17 protein-coding genes are annotated in these 18,160 nt (G+C 62.9%); 9 read left to right on the top strand and 8 right to left on the bottom strand.

The genetic code is table 11. The features are described from left to right. Position 1: 1 nt before the first annotated feature. Entirely contained in the window at positions 2–1,129 is a 1,128-nt protein-coding gene (locus R4P70_RS24635; protein ID WP_317832252.1) for an acyl-CoA dehydrogenase family protein, read from the top strand. 66 nt (positions 1,130–1,195) lie between these two features. After that, positions 1,196–2,359 (top strand): low temperature requirement protein A, encoded by a 1,164-nt coding sequence (locus R4P70_RS24630; protein WP_020905917.1) that lies wholly within the window; start codon positions 1,196–1,198, stop codon positions 2,357–2,359. A gap of 6 nt (positions 2,360–2,365) precedes the next feature. On the opposite strand, the gene R4P70_RS24625 is transcribed toward R4P70_RS24630, so the two are convergent. From R4P70_RS24625 to R4P70_RS24615, 3 genes are read right to left on the bottom strand one after another with little or no spacing between them, the layout of a single operon-like run. Continuing rightward, positions 2,366–3,079 carry a type 1 glutamine amidotransferase gene (locus R4P70_RS24625; protein ID WP_019746560.1) on the bottom strand — a complete coding sequence of 238 codons (714 nt, stop codon included), beginning with the start codon at positions 3,077–3,079 and terminating at the stop codon, positions 2,366–2,368. Next, positions 3,072–4,325: a Mur ligase family protein gene (locus tag R4P70_RS24620; RefSeq protein ID WP_021332917.1), complete on the bottom strand. Its 1,254-nt coding sequence runs from the start codon at positions 4,323–4,325 to the stop codon at positions 3,072–3,074. The genes R4P70_RS24625 and R4P70_RS24620 overlap by 8 nt, the downstream gene beginning before the upstream one ends. Positions 4,326–4,350: 25 nt before the next feature. Next, entirely contained in the window at positions 4,351–5,292 is a 942-nt protein-coding gene (locus R4P70_RS24615) for an EamA family transporter (protein ID WP_151531496.1), read from the bottom strand. A gap of 90 nt (positions 5,293–5,382) precedes the next feature. Here R4P70_RS24615 and R4P70_RS24610 point away from each other — a divergent pair, with 90 nt between their 5' ends. After that, positions 5,383–6,276 carry a LysR family transcriptional regulator gene (locus tag R4P70_RS24610; RefSeq protein ID WP_069147130.1) on the top strand — a complete coding sequence of 298 codons (894 nt, stop codon included), beginning with the start codon at positions 5,383–5,385 and terminating at the stop codon, positions 6,274–6,276. A 113-nt stretch (positions 6,277–6,389) separates the two neighbouring features. Here the strand turns inward: R4P70_RS24610 and R4P70_RS24605 are convergent, their stop codons facing one another. Further along, positions 6,390–6,767: an SHOCT domain-containing protein gene (locus tag R4P70_RS24605; protein WP_020968226.1), complete on the bottom strand. Its 378-nt coding sequence runs from the start codon at positions 6,765–6,767 to the stop codon at positions 6,390–6,392. 248 nt (positions 6,768–7,015) lie between these two features. After that, the gene (gene leuA / locus R4P70_RS24600) at positions 7,016–8,824 is read right to left on the bottom strand and encodes a 2-isopropylmalate synthase (RefSeq protein ID WP_019746565.1); all 1,809 of its coding nucleotides are present in this window, start codon (positions 8,822–8,824) and stop codon (positions 7,016–7,018) included. Positions 8,825–9,094: 270 nt separating this feature from the next. On the opposite strand from leuA, the gene R4P70_RS24595 reads away from it, so the two are divergent. From R4P70_RS24595 to R4P70_RS24580, 4 genes are read left to right on the top strand one after another with little or no spacing between them, the layout of a single operon-like run. Next, a complete protein-coding gene (locus R4P70_RS24595) occupies positions 9,095–9,460 on the top strand; it encodes a hypothetical protein (protein WP_317832243.1) in 366 nt (121 codons plus the stop codon). Beyond that, a complete protein-coding gene (locus R4P70_RS24590) occupies positions 9,460–10,413 on the top strand; it encodes a hypothetical protein (protein WP_317832241.1) in 954 nt (317 codons plus the stop codon). The genes R4P70_RS24595 and R4P70_RS24590 overlap by 1 nt, the downstream gene beginning before the upstream one ends. 49 nt (positions 10,414–10,462) lie before the next feature. Continuing rightward, positions 10,463–11,728, top strand: coding sequence for an aspartate kinase (locus tag R4P70_RS24585; RefSeq protein ID WP_019746567.1), 1,266 nt, complete (start codon positions 10,463–10,465; stop codon positions 11,726–11,728). A 6-nt stretch (positions 11,729–11,734) separates the two neighbouring features. Further along, the gene (locus R4P70_RS24580) at positions 11,735–12,769 is read left to right on the top strand and encodes an aspartate-semialdehyde dehydrogenase (protein ID WP_019746568.1); all 1,035 of its coding nucleotides are present in this window, start codon (positions 11,735–11,737) and stop codon (positions 12,767–12,769) included. Positions 12,770–12,831: 62 nt separating this feature from the next. Here R4P70_RS24580 and R4P70_RS24575 read toward each other — a convergent pair whose 3' ends face one another. Continuing rightward, positions 12,832–13,173 (bottom strand): Imm51 family immunity protein, encoded by a 342-nt coding sequence (locus R4P70_RS24575; RefSeq protein ID WP_021332919.1) that lies wholly within the window; start codon positions 13,171–13,173, stop codon positions 12,832–12,834. A gap of 43 nt (positions 13,174–13,216) precedes the next feature. Further along, positions 13,217–13,858: a TetR/AcrR family transcriptional regulator gene (locus tag R4P70_RS24570; protein WP_020905924.1), complete on the bottom strand. Its 642-nt coding sequence runs from the start codon at positions 13,856–13,858 to the stop codon at positions 13,217–13,219. A gap of 159 nt (positions 13,859–14,017) precedes the next feature. Here R4P70_RS24570 and R4P70_RS24565 point away from each other — a divergent pair, with 159 nt between their 5' ends. After that, on the top strand, positions 14,018–15,799 hold the full coding sequence (locus tag R4P70_RS24565) for an acyl-CoA dehydrogenase (RefSeq protein ID WP_197941390.1): 1,782 nt from the start codon (positions 14,018–14,020) through the stop codon (positions 15,797–15,799). A gap of 1 nt (position 15,800) precedes the next feature. After that, positions 15,801–16,733 (top strand): oxygenase MpaB family protein, encoded by a 933-nt coding sequence (locus R4P70_RS24560; protein WP_019746572.1) that lies wholly within the window; start codon positions 15,801–15,803, stop codon positions 16,731–16,733. Positions 16,734–16,814: 81 nt separating this feature from the next. On the opposite strand, the gene R4P70_RS24555 is transcribed toward R4P70_RS24560, so the two are convergent. Then, positions 16,815–18,122: an HNH endonuclease signature motif containing protein gene (locus R4P70_RS24555; RefSeq protein WP_317832233.1), complete on the bottom strand. Its 1,308-nt coding sequence runs from the start codon at positions 18,120–18,122 to the stop codon at positions 16,815–16,817. Positions 18,123–18,160 lie beyond the last annotated feature (38 nt).

The following is an 18,160-nucleotide window of genomic DNA, read 5'->3' as shown; positions in this document are numbered from 1 at the left end:
CATGGAATTCGAATTCGACGACAACTTGTCCGCCGTGCGGGATCTGAGTGAATCGATCTTCTCGGCGAAGTCCGGAGTGGACCGACTGCGGGAAGTGGAGAGCACCAGCGGTTTCGACGCCGAACTGTGGAAGCTCCTCGCCGACTCCGACGTTCTGGGAATCGCTCTGCCGGAAGAGGTCGGGGGAGCAGGACTCGGAATGCTCGGCCTGGCCGCGGTGCTCGAACAACAGGGCCGCCGGGTCGCCCAGGTGCCGCTCTGGTCGGTGATTTCCACGGCGGCGCTGCCGATTTCCGAGTTCGGCAGCACGGAGCAGAAAGCGTCGTGGCTTCCGGGACTGCTCGACGGCTCGGTGATCGTCACCGGCGCATTCGACACCGGCTACAACGCCGAGACGGCGGTTTGCGCCGAGCCCGCGCCTGACGGTTGGGTTCTGTCAGGCCACGTCGACTCCGTGCCTGCCGCGGAGTTCGCGGCCGCGCTGGTCGTTCCGGTGACGATGCCGGACGGCAGTGTCAGCGTCATGATCGTGCCCACGGACCGGGACGCGCTGGTGCGTGCACCGCTTGCGGTGACGAACCGCGAGAGCAACAGTGCTGTGCAGTTCGACGGGGTTGCGGTTACTGCAGCTGACGCACTTCCCGCAGACGGCGCGGTGGTTCGAGACTGGACGTTGCGGCGTGCACGGGTGGCTCTTGCGGCCCTGGCTACCGGCGTCTGCGAGGAAGCGCTGGCAATGACGGCGAAATACACCTCCGAGCGAGTGCAATTCGGTCGTCCACTCTCGACCAACCAGGCAGTTGCCGTCCGGGCCGCCGACGCATACCTCGACACCGAGAGCACAAGGTTGACCACGCACCGCGCTGCCTGGCTGATGGACAGCGGAGTCGAGAGCGAAGCGGAAGCAGCTGCGCTGGTCGCCAAATGGTGGGCGTCGCGCGGCGGCCTGCGCGTGGTGCACGCGACCCAGCACCTGCACGGCGGAATCGGAGCGGATGTCGACTATCCGATTCACCGCTATTTCCTGTGGGGACGGCAGATCGCCTTCACCTTGGGGAGCGCGGGGGCGATAGGCGCCGAACTCGCCGATCAGTTGGAAATCCGAGCCCAGATCGGGGCGTCGGCGTGAATATCTGAGACGACAGGTTGCAGTCACGGGCAGCGCGTCGGCAATCATCGCGCTACTCTGCCCTTCGTGAATCGCACCAGTTCGTTCATCCGGCCGTTGGTTCCGCGGGATCCGCACGAGCCGCATCGGGTGGCGACGCCGCTCGAGCTGCTCACCGACCTCTGCTTCGTCGTGGCGGTCGCTCAAGCGGCCACCGGTCTGCACCACGCGATCAGCGAAGGGCACGCGGCTTCGGGCGTCGGGCACTTCGCGATGGCATTCTTCGCGATCTGGTGGACGTGGCTGAACTTCACGTGGTTCACCTCGGCGTACGACAACGACGACGGAATCGCCCGGCTGCTGACCATCTTCCAGATCCTCGGATCGCTGGTCCTTGCAGCCGGCATCGTCCGCTTCTTCAACGACGACGCCCTGCTCATCATCGTCGGCTACGTCATCATGCGAATAGCCCTGGTCATCCAATGGCTCAGGGTGTCGCGGAACGACCCCGAACATGCGCTCACGGCTCGTCGATACGCTCTCGGAATCGTGTTGGTCCAGATCGGTTGGATCGGTTTCTACTTCGTTCCATCCGCCATTTACGTCCCGACGTTCCTGGTGTTGGTTCTGTGCGAATTCGCGGTACCGATCTGGTCGGAGAAGCCGGGCATGACGCCGTGGCACCCGCATCACATCGCGGAGCGGTACTCGTTGTTCTTCATCATCGTTCTGGGCGAGACGATCCTCTCGACCACCATCGCGATTCAGGACGCGGTCGACGGTGAGCATCCGGCAGCGCAGGTCACCTACGTCGTGATCGGCGGCATTCTGATTGTCTTCAGCCTGTGGTGGCTCTACTTCCAACGCAATGCAGGCGAAGTGATCGGCGGTGACAACGTCTCACCCTTCGTCTGGGGGTTCGGTCACTACTTCATCTTCGCCGCCGCTGCCGCCATCGGTGCGGGGTTGGCCTCGCGCGTCGACTTCTGGACTCATCACGGTGACGGCAGCGCGTTGGTGACGGGTGCTGCCGTCACCGTTCCGGTCGCGGTCATCCTTGCCGCCCTGTGGTTCATCCACATTCGACTACATGACTCCTCGGTACGCACCCTCATGCCGTTCTCGGTCGCGATCGTCGTCGTGCTCGGTGGTACCTACACCGCGGTGCCCGAACTGGTTGCGGGACTGGCCTGCGCCGCGCTGTTGGCCGTGGAACTGGTTCTGACCGAGGGGAAATCCGAAACCGTCTGAACCGGGTCAGCGAATCGCGAGCCGCTCCTTGCGGAGCTTGTCGACCTCGGGCAGATGCAGGGGTTCGAGTTCGTTGACGCCCAAGGCCCGCATGAGCAGGAGGTCCGCGAGTTCCGGATTCCGGGCCAAGGCGGGTCCGTGCATGTACGTCCCGATCACCGAACCCTGTACGACGCCTTCGAATCCGTCACCGACGCCGTTTCCGACACCATGGGTGACACGTGCGAATCCAGAGGCTGAGCTACCCAGAGTTGTTCCGCCGCGGTGATTCTCGAAACCTGAGAGAGGTGCTGTGAGCCCGTCGATCAAGGGCTTCGTGATGACCTCGCCGATGGAACGCTTCTCCTGCGGAGAGGTCGTGACGTCGAGCATCGAGACACCGTCGACGCGTTCGCCGCTGGAGGTTTCGTACCAGTTGCCGAGCACCTGAATTGCAGCGCAGATCGCCAGAACCGGTGCGCCACGCTCGGCGGCGCGTTGCAGGCCAGGGTATTTCGCGAGATGGCGCGTTGCGAGTCGCTGAGCGGAATCCTCGGCGCCACCCAATGTGTACACGTCGAGCGAATCGGGGACCGGATCGCTCAAGGTGATGTCCACGATTTCGGCGTCGTACCCGCGCATCCGCAGACGCTGACGCAGGATCAGGGCGTTGCCGCCGTCGCCGTAGGTGCCCATGACGTCGGGGAGAACCAGTCCGATGCGAATTGTCGAGTCAGACATTGCGAGATTCCTTCGCGATGGCGGTGTTGAGGTCACGGAAGGCTGTGTAGTTCGCCAGTACCTCCACGCGTCCGGGAGGGCAGGAAGCGATGGCGCGCAACGGATCCGGATCGAGGGTGTGCTCGACGCCTGCGTACGTGAGGCGAACGGCGAGATCGGTTCCGCGTTCGCCGGCGGCCACTACCTTGACGCCTTCGAAGTGCTCGAACTTCACGTCCCACAGCCAGGAGAGGTCCTCGCCGTCCGGCACCTGACCGTTCACCGCGATCACCAGTCCGTCCACCGTGGGATCGATCATCGACAGCGCTTCCTGCCAACCGGCGGGATTCTTCGCGAGCAGCATGTGGACGGAGTGCGGTCCGACCTCGACGGTGCTGTAGCGGCCGGCGACTTCCTGGACCGTCGACGCGGCGGCAACTGCCCCGACCGGATCTGCGCCCAAAGCAGCCGCAGCAGCTACGGCCTGAGCGGCGTTACCGCGGTTGGCTTTTCCGGGGAGAGTCAACGTCATCGGAATCTTCAGGCCGTCGGGGCCGTAGAGATTGTCGTCGTCGAGCCACCAGGTCGGCTCGGGCCGCGCGAAGTCGGAACCGGTACTGCGCCAGTGCTTTCCCTCCCACACGATGGGTTCACCGGTGCGCGGGCAGCTGACGGAATCGCCGGCCCAGCCGCCGCCGGCAGCAACCCACACGACGTTGGTGGCGTCGTATGCCACGGAGGTGACCAGTACGTCGTCGCAGTTGGCGACGATCACCGCGTTCGGATGCGCATTGACGCACGCGCGGAGCTTCCGCTCGATCATGTTGATCTCGCCGACCCGGTCGAGCTGATCGCGGCTGAGATTGAGCAGCACGATCACTTCCGGATTCACGGCGTCGGCTACGTGGGGGACGTGCAGTTCGTCGACCTCGAGTGCTGCCAGCGTTGCGTCCGTACGCGCGGCCAGAGCGGCCACGATCCCGGCATCCATGTTGGCGCCGTCGGCCTGCGTGGCGACGTCACCGAGTGTCGCGAGCGCTGCGGCGGTCATACGCGTGGTCGTCGACTTGCCGTTGGTGCCCGTGACCACGACGGTGCGCTTGCCGCGTCCGAGCTGAGTCATGAGCGTCGGGTCGATCTTGAGGGCGATCAACCCGCCGATCATCGAACCCTTGCCGCGACCGGCCTTCTGCGATGCCCAAGATGCTGCTGCGGCAGCTCGCATGGCGAGCTTTCCGCGCACTGTGATCGATAGTCCAGTTCCCACGGCCCGAGTTTGGCACAGGGCATCGTCAGACGCCGAGTCGCGCCGGTGGTGAGGCTGCAGGTGTGTCCGAGAAAACAGTGTTCGCGGGCTTGCGCCTCATCTGTGCGGCACTCGCTCCGGCGATCACGATGACTGCCCCGACCAGGGACAACGGGCTCGGATCCTCGTGCAGGAACAGCCAGGATGCGCCGATTCCCACTACCGGTACCAGCAAGGAGAGCGGCGCCACCATGCCGGCGGGATAGCGGCCCATGAGCATCGTCCAGAGCCCGGATCCGGCGATGGTGCCGAGCAGAATGATGTAGGCCAGCCCGACCAGTGACGGCCAGGCGTCGGCACTGAACGCGGTGCCGAGCGCGTGCCATCCGACGGTGGGGCCTTCGACCACCGCGGACAGGGCGAGCATCGGCAACGGCGGGATGACGCACATCCACAGCATCAAGCGCATCGGTGCGGGCTCACCGACGGTGTTCGCCGCGGCCAAGCGGCTGCCGAGATTGCCGAACGCCCAGGACAGGCCGCCGAGGAGCGTGAGGATGACGGGCAGCAGTGCCGCGTGGTGTGAACGGTCCCAGCCGATCAACGACATACCGGCTACGGCGACGGCGATCCCGGAGACCTGCCAGACGCTGAGCTTCTCGCGGAGTAGGAACGCGCCGAGGACGACGGTGAACGGCGCGGACGACTGCAGGACCAGTGATGCGAGACCCGTCGGCATCCCCGAATGCATCGCCCAGAAGAGGAAGACGAACTGGCCGAATCCGAAACCGAATCCGTAGAGCAGCAACCAACGGAGCGGTACCTGCGGACGCGGCACGAAGATGACCACCGGAATCGCGATGATCAGGAACCGCAGCGCCGCGAAGAAGAACGGCGGGAAATGATCCAGGCCGACGCGAATGGCCAGGAAGTTCAGACCCCACAAGACGATCACGGTCAGGCCGAGGAGACGGTCGCGGGGAGTCATGACGTTAATCGTGAGCCGTACGAAGCATCAGAACAAGCGAATATAGATGCACTATCCATGTAGTTTTGCTACATGGATATTCGTCACCGTATGGATGCCACGCGCTTGCGGATCCTCCGTGAGCTCGCCGACCGAAGAACCGTCGGCGCTACTGCTCTCGCTCTCTCGATGACACCGTCCGCCGTCTCGCAACAACTCAAGATCCTCGGCCGAGAGGCGGGGGTCTCGCTCCTCGAACCGGACGGGCGCACGCTGCGCCTCACCGACGCTGGTCGAGCGCTGGTGCTCCGCGCCGACGACGTGGTGGCGGCGCTCGACCGGGCAGCGGACGAGATGGCGTCGTACCGAGGCTCGCCGCGCGGCAAGGTGCGAGTCGCGTTCTTTCCCTCCGGAGCAGCTCTCCTGCTGCCCGGCGTTCTGACGGCGCTGAAGAACTCGGACGTGGACATCGACGCACACGACGTCGACAAACCGGCGTCGGCCGTCCCTGGACTGTTGGCCGATCACGACGTGATCCTCACTCACCGTGACGAACGCGGCGCCGAGACCTCGTTTCCCCGGGTCAGCGTGCAACCGCTGATGCGTGAACCGATCGATCTGGTGCTGCGGCCTGATCATCCACTCGCCGAGCAGGATTCGGTCCGGTTGGAGCAATTGGCCGACGAGAACTGGATCAGCGTGCGCGGCGGGTTTCCGGTCGACGACGTTCTGTTGTCGGTTGCGTCCGTCACCGGGGTCCAACCTCGAGTCGCTCATCGGATAAACGATTTCCGAGTTATCGAAGAGTTGGTGGCGGCGGGCCACGGTGTGGCTTTGATGCCGCGTTACGCGATCACACATCCTGGAGTGTCGAGGAAACCGGTGGCAGGCGTGCGCGCTGCACGCGTTTATGAATTGGCAACTCGATTACACATCGACCGCAGCCCGGCTATCGGAGTGGTTCTCGACGCTTTTCGCGACGTCGCGCGAGCTGTCGGTGAATGAACGGCTGTCGGTGCATGAACGGCGGATGGTGAATGAATACAAAACGGGAGCGACACGATTAGTGTCGCTCCCGTTTCGGTAGTGCAATCCTCACTGATTAGTGAGGGCCTGAATCAGGCGAGGGCCTTGGCCTTGAGCGCTGCGAATTCTTCTTCGCTGATGGTGCCGGCGTCGAGAAGCGCCTTTGCATCTGCGATGGACTCGGCCGGGGACTTTCCGGCAACCTCACGGATGTAGCTGTCCTGTGCATTCTTGACCTGCTGAGCAGCCTCCATGGAGCGCTGGGCCATTCCGTCGCTTCGGACGATCAGATAGACGAGCGAGGTGAGCAGCGGAATGAAGAACAGGAAGACGATCCAGATTGCCTTTACCCAGCCGGAAGTCTTGTGATCACGGAATAGGTCGGTGATGATCGAGAAGAGCAGGATCAGGTACGCGATGAACGCGAAGCTGATGATGATCAGCCAGAGGAAGTCCCAAAAGGAATCCATTGTCGAGCCCCATTTCACAAGTCGGATTTGTCTGAGGTGACTATCTCACGTGCCGGGGTCGGCTGCATCATCCTCGATGGGTGAATCCTGTTTGTTAACTTCGCTAAGCGACTCTTTCGGGACCTATGTCATGCCGAAGCGAAAACGCGGACCGAAGAACTTCTGTGCCGTGAAAACAACCCTGGTCTCACCCGAAAATCGGGTGAGACCAGGGTTTGTTCAAGAGCCGGGTTCGTATTGCGTGAGTGTCAGCTCGCGCGGTTCACTGCCGAAACCACGGCGCGCAGCGACGCCGTCGTGATCGACGTGGCGATACCCACACCCCAGACGACGGTGCTCTGACCGTCCGGGCCAGTCACTGCGCACTCGACGTAGGCCGCGGCTTGGGCGTCGTCGCCGGCGGACATTGCGTGCTCGGAGTAGTCGAGGACACGAACGTCGAAGTTGATGCTTCCCAGCGCGTCGACGAAGGCAGCGAGCGGGCCGTTACCGGTTCCCGAGATCTCCTGCTCCTTGCCGTTCACCTTGACGATGGCGGTGATGGCGTCGGTGCCGCCGTCCTCCTCGGACGCGGTGACCTTCTGCTTCATCCGCTCGAGCGGGGTGACGGGGGCGAGGTACTCCTCGTGGAAGACGTCCCACATTTCCTTCGGCGAGACTTCGCCGCCTTCGCCGTCGGTGATCTTCTGGACCGACTGCGAGAACTCGACCTGCAGACGACGCGGCAGCACCAGACCGTGATCGGCCTTCATGATGTACGCGACGCCGCCCTTGCCGGACTGCGAGTTCACGCGGATGACGGCCTCGTAGCTGCGGCCGACGTCCTTGGGGTCGATCGGCAGGTAGGGGACCTGCCAGAGAATGTCGTCGACGTCCGAGTCCTGGTTGTCGGCGTCGACCTTCATGGCGTCGAGGCCCTTGTTGATCGCGTCCTGGTGGCTGCCGGAGAACGCGGTGTAGACCAGGTCGCCGCCGTACGGATGACGCTCGTGGACGGGCAGTTGGTTGCAGTACTCGACCGTGCGACGGATCTCGTCGATGTTCGAGAAATCGATCTGCGGGTCGACGCCGCGCGTGAACATGTTCAGCGCGAGGGTGACCAGGCAGACGTTGCCGGTACGCTCACCGTTACCGAACAGGCAGCCTTCGATGCGGTCTGCGCCGGCCTGGTAGCCCAGCTCGGCTGCCGCGACGCCGGTGCCGCGGTCGTTGTGGGGGTGCAGCGACAGGATGACCGAATCGCGGCGGGCCAGGTTGCGGTGCATCCACTCGATGGAGTCGGCGTACACGTTGGGTGTCGCCATCTCGACGGTGGCGGGCAGGTTCAGGATGACCGGGTTGGCAGGCGTCGCACCCAGGGTTTCGGTGACGGCGTCACATACTTCCTTGGCGTACTCGAGTTCGGTGCCGGTGTAGGACTCGGGCGAGTATTCCCAGCGCCAGTTCGTGTCCGGGTACTTCTTCGACTCGGCCAGGACCAGTTCGGCGGCGTCGGTGGCGATCTTCTTGATCGTGTCCTTGTCGGCGCGGAACACGACGCGGCGCTGCAGAATCGAGGTGGAGTTGTAGAAGTGCACGATCGCGTTCTCGGCACCTTCGCACGCCTCGAATGTGCGCTTGATCAGTTCGGGACGCGACTGCGTCAGCACCTGGATGGTGACATCGGATGGGATCGCGCCGTCCTCGATGATCTCGCGAACGAAGTCGAAGTCGGTCTGGCTCGCGGACGGGAATCCGACCTCGATCTCCTTGTAGCCCATACGGACCAGGAGATCGAACATGCGACGCTTGCGCGCCGGGCTCATCGGATCGATCAGCGCCTGGTTGCCGTCGCGCAGGTCAACGGCACACCACTGGGGTGCTCGGTCGATGATCTTGTCCGGCCAGGTGCGGTCGGGCAGCGTGACCGTCTCGACCTCTTCGGCGAACGGGCGGTAGCGGAACGTCGGCATCGACGAGTTCTTCTGCGTGTTCCACGCAGGCTGGTCGGAAGGTGCCGGCTTCGTGGGCGGGGTAATGGTGCGAGTGCCGGTGGTGAATGCGTCAGCGGGGGACATTGGTGTGATCTCCAGGATTGTGGACCTGGCCTGATGACCTGTTGGTCAAGACCATGAGTCCGGAAGGCTTGGTCGACCGGCGCACAAAAACCCCGCGGCGGGAGGCCAGTCTGGATCAGACCCCGTCGCGGCAACCAAGAAGGAGTGCGCGCTGCATGCACAGCACTCTACTCCTGGATTTCGCGAGAAATCGGTGGGGTTCGCCCTCATGTCCAATTTGTCGCCGAATTGTGCTGCCGTTTCGGCCTCGAAAATGGTGGACTGTCGTCCATGGATCCCCGAATCGCCGTGGCGAGCACGTACCTCGACGCGCTCCGTAGTCACGATGGCAGTTCCGTACCGCTGGCTCCGGACGCGGTACGTCACGAGGTCGGGTTGAAGACCGGATTTTCGGGGAATCATTTGCGGCGCAGCCTTTCCGGAGGTCCTCAGTATCGCGTGATCCGCGACATTCGTGAGGTGGAGTGGACGGTCGACGGGGACGACCTGACGGCTGACTACCTCCTTGACGCCGGGTTGTTCGGGCGCAACCTGATGACCGTTCGGGTTACCGAGACCTTCCGGATACCCGCTGACGATCACCGCCTTCACCACATCACCGCGAAGATTCGACCGGCGCGCGCCAAGCACACGTGATGCGCTCGATCCGCTGGATCGTCTGTTCACTGCTGATCGTTCTCGCTGGTCTCGGTTTTGCCGGCTCGGTGCTCGCGCTGTTCGTCCACACCCAGGTGAACGACACCGACAGCTATGTCGAGTCCGTTGCCCCGCTGGCTGCCGACCCCGCTGTCCAATCGGCGGTCGTTGATCGGCTGACCGAGGAATTGACGCAGCGGTTGGACGGGTTTCCGCAGGTGGTGACGAGACAGGCCGAGAGACTTGTTCGTGAGGCCGCTCAGTCGTTGGTCTCGAGCGACCAGTTTGCGACGCTCTGGACCGCGGCCAACCGTCGAGCGCACGCGCAACTTGCCGCGATGGTGACCGGCCGAGCCGCCGACGGCATAGTTCGGGCCGACGACAGCGGAACGGTCACCGTCTCCCTCGAACCGGTCATGACGGAACTGAGGACGAACCTGCGCGATCGCGGATTAACCGTGATCGATCGCCTCCCGGCGCTCGATCCGCAGTTCGAGATCCTGCAATCCGACGAGTTGGTGCGGGCCCAGGATTTCTCGAACACTCTCGACCGAGCAGCAGCCTGGTTGCCGTGGGCGTCGGTGGCCTGCGCGATTGCGGCCGTCGCAGTTGCACCGGGGCGAATGCGCGCGCTGTCCCTGGTCGGGCTGGCGACGGCGGTGGCGATGATCGCGCTGCTGGTGGCGCTGGCCGTCGTGCGCCGGGTCTATTTACAGAATTCAGACATACCGTCGTCCGAGGCGGCTGTGGCGGTGTACGACGCGCTGGCAGTTTCCCTGGTCAGCAGTATCCGCGTGCTTCTCGCCTGCGGAGTTGCCGTCGCGGTGGTCGGTTACGTTGCCGGTGGTTCGCGTTCTGCGACGTTGATGCGAGCGCGGATCTCGCAACTGATCCCGCGCGGATCTGAGGCGAACAGCAGTACGCATCGGGAAGTCCCAGGACCACCTCGGTAAGCTCGACCTCTGGTATCTGTAAACAATTTCGACCTGGAGGTAGAAACGCGTGGCTCTCGTCGTCCAGAAGTACGGCGGATCCTCGGTGGCAACCGCCGAGCGCATCCGACGAGTCGCTGAACGGATCGTCGAGACCAAGAAGGCCGGCAATGATGTCGTCGTCGTGGTGTCAGCGATGGGCGATACCACCGATGAGCTGCTCGACCTGGCTCAGCAGGTGTGCCCTTCCCCGCCGGCCCGTGAAATGGACATGCTGCTGACCTCGGGTGAGCGCATCTCCAACTCCTTGGTAGCGATGGCAATTCACTCCCTCGGCGCCGAAGCTCGTTCGTTCTCGGGCTCACAAGCCGGAGTCATCACGACCGGCAGCCACGGAAACGCCAAGATCATCGACGTCACGCCCGGCCGTGTTCGCACGGCGCTCGACGAAGGCTCGATCGTTCTGGTCGCCGGATTCCAAGGCGTCAGCCAGGACAGTAAAGACATCACGACGCTCGGACGCGGTGGCTCCGACACCACCGCCGTTGCGTTGGCAGCTGCGCTCAACGCCGACGTGTGCGAGATCTACACCGACGTCGACGGCGTTTTCTCCGCCGACCCGCGCATCGTCCCCGACGCTCACCGCCTCGAGACGGTTTCCTTCGAGGAAATGCTCGAACTCGCAGCGTGTGGTGCCAAGGTGCTCATGCTCCGGTGCGTCGAGTACGCCCGTCGTTACAACGTGCCTGTGCACGTCCGTTCGTCATACACCACCAAGCCCGGAACAATCGTGTCCGGATCGATGGAGGACATTCCTGTGGAAGAGGCCCTGATCACCGGAGTCGCGCACGATCGCGGCGAAGCCAAGATCACCGTTGTCGGATTGCCGGACACACCGGGACATGCTGCCAAGGTGTTCCGCGCAGTCTCCGATGCCGAGATCAACATCGACATGGTGCTGCAGAACATCTCCAAGGTGGAGACCAACAAGACGGACATCACCTTCACGCTGCCGACCGCCGACGGCCCCCGCGCCGTCGAGATCCTGACCAAGCGTCAGGAAGACATCGGCTTCACACAGATCTTGTTCGACGACCACATCGGCAAGGTTTCCCTGGTCGGTGCCGGAATGCGGAGCCACCCGGGCGTCACGGCCACGTTCTGTGAGGCACTGGCCAAGGCCGACATCAACATCGATCTCATCTCGACCTCCGAGATCCGCATCTCCGTGCTGGTCAAGGACACCGAACTCGACGACGCCGTGCGCGTTATCCACGCCGCTTTCGGTCTCGGCGGCGACGAAGAAGCTGTAGTACACGCAGGAACAGGACGGTAATTTCTGATGACAACAATCGCTGTTGTCGGTGCGACCGGTCAGGTCGGCATCGTCATGCGCACTCTGCTCGAAGAACGTAACTTCCCCGCGGACAAGGTGCGGTTCTTTGCATCGGCACGCTCCGCCGGTAAGAAGCTGACGTTCCGCGGCGAAGAGATCGTTGTCGAGGATGCCGAAGCAACGTCCGACGAGGATCTGAAGGGCATCGACATCGCCCTCTTCTCCGCCGGTGCGACGCTGTCTCGTGCGCAGGCTCCGCGCTTTGCCGCGGCCGGTGCGACGGTTGTCGACAACTCTTCCGCATGGCGCAAGGATCCCGAGGTTCCCCTCGTGGTCAGCGAGGTCAACCCGCAGGACACGAAGAACCTGGTCAAGGGCATCATCGCGAACCCCAACTGCACCACCATGGCAGCGATGCCGGTGCTCAAGGTTCTGCACGACGAAGCCGGTCTGCAGCGTCTGATCGTTTCCAGCTACCAGGCTGTGTCCGGTAGCGGCATCGCCGGCGTCGAGGAACTCCTCGGCCAGGTGCGCGCCGTTGTCGGTGACGCCGAGAAGCTGGTTCACGACGGCAGCGCCGTCGACTTCCCGGCTCCGAACAACTACGTCGCCCCCATCGCGTTCAACGTCCTGCCGCTGGCAGGTTCGCTGGTCGACGACGGAAGCGGCGAGACCGACGAGGATCAGAAGCTCCGTAACGAGAGCCGCAAGATCCTCGGACTTCCTGATCTGCTGGTTTCGGGCACCTGCGTGCGCGTTCCCGTCGTGACCGGACACTCGCTCGCGATCAACGCAGAGTTCGCGAACCCGCTCTCGGTCGCTCGTGCGAAGGAAATCCTCGCCGACGCTCCCGGAGTGGAGTTGGTCGAGGTTCCGACGCCGCTGGCCGCTGCCGGCGGCAACGCGTCGCTGGTCGGTCGTATCCGTCAGGATCCGGGTGTCCCGGAGGGACGCGGACTCGCGCTCTTCGTTTCGGGTGACAACCTCCGTAAGGGCGCCGCTCTCAACACGATTCAGATTGCCGAGCTGTTGGTCGGCTAGATCTTTCCTTCGGTACCGGCCCCGCACCTAGGTGTGGGGCCGGTGTCGTTTCAGCAGGAGCTCTAGTCGAGTTCGGAAATGGCGACCAGGCCGCCGAGGTACTCGGCATCCGAATACGCTTTGGCGAGAAGCACTCCGAGTTCACCAAGAGCTTCGTTGTCGCTGCCGTACGCAACAAACATGCCCGCTTCGGGATCGGTGCCGAAGCGGCCCTCCAGATGCGGTGCATCGCGGCCTACCACTGCGTGGGCGACCGACGCCCAGTCGTAGCCGGAGCCTTCGAAACCCTCTACCTGCTCGAATACCGCTGCTACCTTGCCGAAATGCTGGTCGGTGAGCATCAGTGACCAGTTGCCCGGAGACGTTTCGAAAAGCTGTAGCGGTTCGATCGATGGTGATGTCATGCGTGTATTGAAGCAGATCCGACCGACAGGTTTCAGTCGGCAGCTAACGTCCGACCGATTGGGCGAGGGCCACGGCAAAACTGGAAAGTCTTTCTCGGGTATAGGTTTCGGGGTCGCTGACGGCCAGTCGTCCGAGCATTTCGGCAAACGACATCATGGTGTGTGCGAGGAGAACCGGATCAAGGCCTTCGAGCTTCGGTTCGAGGGCAATCCCGGCACGCGCCAGTTCTTCGGCGCGGGCGAAGACAGCTCCGCGAGAGAGCTTCAGCAAGCCGTGATACTCGCTGGGGGCGTTCTCGACAGACGTCAGAATCAGGCGCCAGCGCGTCGGGTTCTCCAGTACGGCGTCGACGAAGGCGCCAACGGTTCCGGTGTATGACGCCGCTGGGCCGAGTTCGCTCAGATCCGTCGGCATGGTTTCGAGCACCTGAGCGATGGCTCGCTCGTGCTCGCGGCGCAGGAGTGCAGCGACGAGATCGGTCCTGGTATCGAAAATCGTGTAGAGGACGGGCTTGCCAACGCCGGCTTCGGCAGCGACGGATTCCATGCTGAGGTTGTGCAGGCCTACGCGGCCGGTGACCTCGAATGCTGCGTCGAGCAGCTGTTCGCGTCGTTGCTCGGGCGCCATGCGAGGGGCGTATTTGCGTCGCGGTGTATCCGTTGCGTCAGCTTGTGACCTGGTCATCGTGTGCCTCACCTCCGCTCCCACCCTAATCTGCCTGCCAATTCTTCGTGAATCATACGCAACCGTTGTATTCGTCGTCATCAATTGTTACGGTGGCGTTGTATTCGAAGAGGCGGTCAGTGAGGCGCCTCTGCCGAGATCTCTAGGAGAACAACCGCGATGACAGCGTCGACCTCTTTAGTGCCGAATGATCTGTTGCTCCATCCCTCCACTTACGATCGGCCGGAATTCGACGCGACCACGCGGAGACTGCTGGGCGCGACCGTCGACTGGTTCGAGGCGCGTGGAAAGAATCGACTTCTGGCCGACTATCACGACAAGACCTTTTACTCCGACTTCCTCGACTTCGCGGCAAAGGAAGGCCTGTTCGCGACTTTCCTGACCCCCGCCCGCGACAGCGGCGGTGACTCCGACAAGCGCTGGGATACCAGCCGTATCGCTGCGCTGTCCGAGATCCTCGGCTTCTACGGACTCAACTACTGGTACCCGTGGCAGGTGACCATTCTCGGCCTCGGGCCGGTGTGGCAGAGCGACAACGAGACTGCAAGGGCGCGAGCAGCTTCCGCTTTGGCTTCCGGAGGCGTTGCGGCATTCGGATTGTCCGAGAAAGAGCACGGCGCCGACGTCTACTCCACCGACATGGTCTTGACGTCGAACGGCAGCGGCGGGTACCTGGCCAGCGGTTCGAAGTACTACATCGGAAATGGCAACTGCGCCAACACGGTCTCTGTCTTCGGTCGTGTCGACGGAGTGGAGGGCGCCGATCAGTACGTCTTCTTCTACGCCGACTCGGACCATCCGGCATTCACCGTGGTGAAGAACATCGTTCCGGCGCAGATGTACGTAGCGGAGTTCTCACTCGCCGAATATCCCGTTGTGGCAGAGGATATCCTGCATACCGGCGAGGCAGCATTCAGTGCCGCACTCAACACCGTGAACATCGGAAAATTCAACCTGTGCTTCGGCGGAATCGGTATGTCGACTCATGCCTTGTACGAGACGATTACCCACGCGCACAATCGAATCCTGTTCGGCAATCCCGTCACGGCGTTCCCACACGTACGACGTGAATTCGTCGACGCGTACGCGCGCCTGCTGGCGATGAGGCTCTTCTCGGATCGTGCGGTGGACTACTTCCGCACCGCATCGCCCGAGGATCGCCGCTACCTCTTGTTCAATCCCGTCACCAAGATGAAGGTGACAACCGAGGCACAGAAGGTGATCGGACTGCTCTCCGACATCGCTGCGGCAAAGGGCTTCGAGAAGGACAGCTACCTCGCGGTGGCCAAGATGGATGTCGACGGGCTGCCCAAGCTCGAGGGGACCGTCGCCGTCAATCTCGCCCTGATCGCCAAGTTCATGCCGGCGTACCTCTTTGCCCCCGAGTCATTTCCGGCGATTCCGACGCGTAACGACGCAGCCGACGACGAGTTCCTGTTCCGTCAGGGCCCGGCACGGGGGTTGTCCAAGGTTCGATTCGACGACTGGCGAGCGGTGTACGCGAAGTTTGCGGATGTTCCCAACGTCGCACTGTTCGTGGAGCAGGCCGAAGCTCTCGTGACCCTCCTTGCCGAAGCTGCACCGGATGCGGCGCAGCAGGTCGACTTGGATTTCGGCCTGGCGATCACCGAACTCTTCACCCTCGTCGTCTACGGCCAGTTGATCCTCGAACAAGCCGAGATCTTGGGATTGGACGAGGGGCAGCAGAGCGATGGGGTGCTGGATCAGATCTTCGACGTCCTGGTCCGCGACTTCAGTGCTGCAGCGGTGGAGTTGTACGGAAAACCCAGCGCCAGTGAAGATCAGCAGCGGTTGGCTCTCGCATCTATTCGACGCCCCGCGTTCGCGGCCGAGCGATTCGAGTACGTCTGGCAGCAAGTAGTCGCCTTGTCTGGTGCCTACGAAATGAACGGTGCAGGGTCAACGAACGGGGAGGAATGAAATGTCTGAACTGACGATGAATCGACCGCGTGAGGATTACGGCTTCTTCGGCCCAGGATCACCCAGTTGGAAGATCTGGGCGGCTCCGACAGCATTGATCGGTTTCCAGCGGTCAGTGGTGCTCGAGCACTTCGACCCCTTCCTTGCTGCCGCAGTGGCAGATATGAGCGGGATCTACAGCGATCCCGCCGGGCGACTCGACCGAACCTTGGCGTACTTCCTGACCGTCGCCACTGCCGACGGGCGGACGGCACTGGCGTTGTCCGACCATCTCATGACGGTTCACGCTCAGGCCACGGGTATCGAACCGATCACCGGAACTCGTTACAGTGCAAACAATCCGGCGTCACAACTGTGGATCCATGTGACCGGTTGGCATTCGGTGCTCAAGTGCTACGAGATGTACGGGCCGGGCCCACTCTCCGCCGTCGAAGAGCAGCGGTACTGGGAAGAATGCGTGATCGCTGCCGAACTGCAGACATGCAAAGCGTCCGACGTTCCGCGCTCGCGAGACGAGGTACGGGAGTACTTCGCTGAAGTCAGGCCCAGATTGTGTACCTCCGAGCGTGCCAACCGGGCGATGCACTACTTGTTGAGAACGCCAAGGGCGCAGGGGAAGACGAAGTTCGCGGCGTTCAGCCGATTGGTCGCGCCGGCCACTATCGCAACATTGCCGGGCTGGATGCGAACCATGGGCGGCTTCGATCAACCCGCTTTGTTGGACAGGGCAATTGCGCCCGCGGTGCGAACTGCGGTCCGGGTCGGCAGTTCACCGAAGAACATGACCACTGCTCTGAAGGTCATCGCGCCGATGACTGGCAAGGTGTTGGAGCGCCACCTGCGTGACGAGCAACCCCTCGACCCGAGAGTTGTCACCCCAGCGGAGATTCGGGAGCGATTCCCACGCGCCACCAAAGTTCCGCAGGCGGTCTGACGGAAGTCACGGCTTTCGGCACCGCATCGAGATCTGCTCGATGCGGTGCTGGGCCGTGTTCTGTTGTGCCTGAGGTTCTTCTCAGGTTTTGAAGGTGGTGTTCGCCGGCCGCGGGTGCTGCTGCGGGTCGATCGAGGGCGGCGGGATGAACCACGGTTTGTTGTCGACCCCGATCCGGATCACCCATTTCCCGACGAACCCGGATTTTCGGTGCATCAATCGATGATGTGAACGGCACAGCAGGACAAGGTTGCTCATCACCGTCGGGCCACCGTTGGCCCAGTGCCGGATATGGTGCGCATCCGTCCAGGCGGGCACGCATGTGCATCCGGGGAACGCGCAGCCTTTGTCTCGGGCGATCAACGCCACTCGCTGTTCGGCAGAGACCAACCGTTTCCCGGGTTTCGCATCCAACGGCGCCCCGTGGTCGTCGAGCAGCACGGTCGAGAGGAAACAGTCACACCCGAGGAGTCTGGTCTGCGACACGGACAGTGGCCCCAGCCAGGGCATGTGCCCGACATCGAGATCCGACACAGCCACTCCACCACCATCAGGAGCAGCGGATGTTGCGGCGCAGTCACGGTGCTCCGCCAGATCACGGGCGTTGATGTGAACATTCACGTGCGGCCGCTGCCCACCGTCCGTACCGGTCTTCGCGCAGTCCAAATACCGGCGGATCAGTTCGGTGAACCCATCCGCAGTGCGTTTCGCTGCCGACCGAGAATCCGGGGTTCCATCGGGTGCCGGGGTCGGCATCGTCAGATTCGACAACGCCGACAACAACATTTCCCCGGTGAGGGCATCGAAATCGCCGCGCACCACCACCCGGCCGTTCAACGTCGACGCGATCCGGAGCTCGTTGCGATCCACATCTTCGGCGGGTGGAATCTCATCCGATTCGAACACTCGCTCCAAGGTCGCGATAACACTCCGCACCTTCGTGGTCGTCGCCTCCACCCCCGAGGCAGCAGCCAACAACAAATCGATACAGCGAGGGAGCGCTTCCTCCGGCATGCCCTTCGGTGGTGATTCGCAGAACGCCACGATCAACACGGCATGCTCGAACGAGCAGTCCCCGACATCGAACCGAGCAGCCACCGCGGGAAAAGGCCGCAGCGCTGCACCGAGGGCGGCGATCTTCTTCCCGTCCCGGACCTGCAGCATCGTGTTGGCCGCCAACCACGAACCGACCCCGCGGCTGGCGATCACCTGATCATCCGGGCGCACCGAGAGTTCGTCGACCACCGCCACACGAACAGCCTCGAGACGAAGAATCTCCGCGCTCGCCGACACCGCAGCCGCACGTAACTCAGAAGCAGACAACTGCCACAGGCGTCCGCGCAACCCCACCGCAGAACCAGACACCACATCCGATAACAAGACACTCATTGAATCCCCCGATCCCCTACACACAAGAATACTCGAAC

It is taken from the genome of Rhodococcus sp. IEGM 1241 (genome assembly GCF_033142365.1).
GTDB lineage: Bacteria > Actinomycetota > Actinomycetes > Mycobacteriales > Mycobacteriaceae > Rhodococcus_F > Rhodococcus_F erythropolis.
The sequence above is the reverse complement of the archived record's forward strand: the minus strand, read 5'-3'. Positions and strand labels throughout refer to the sequence as shown.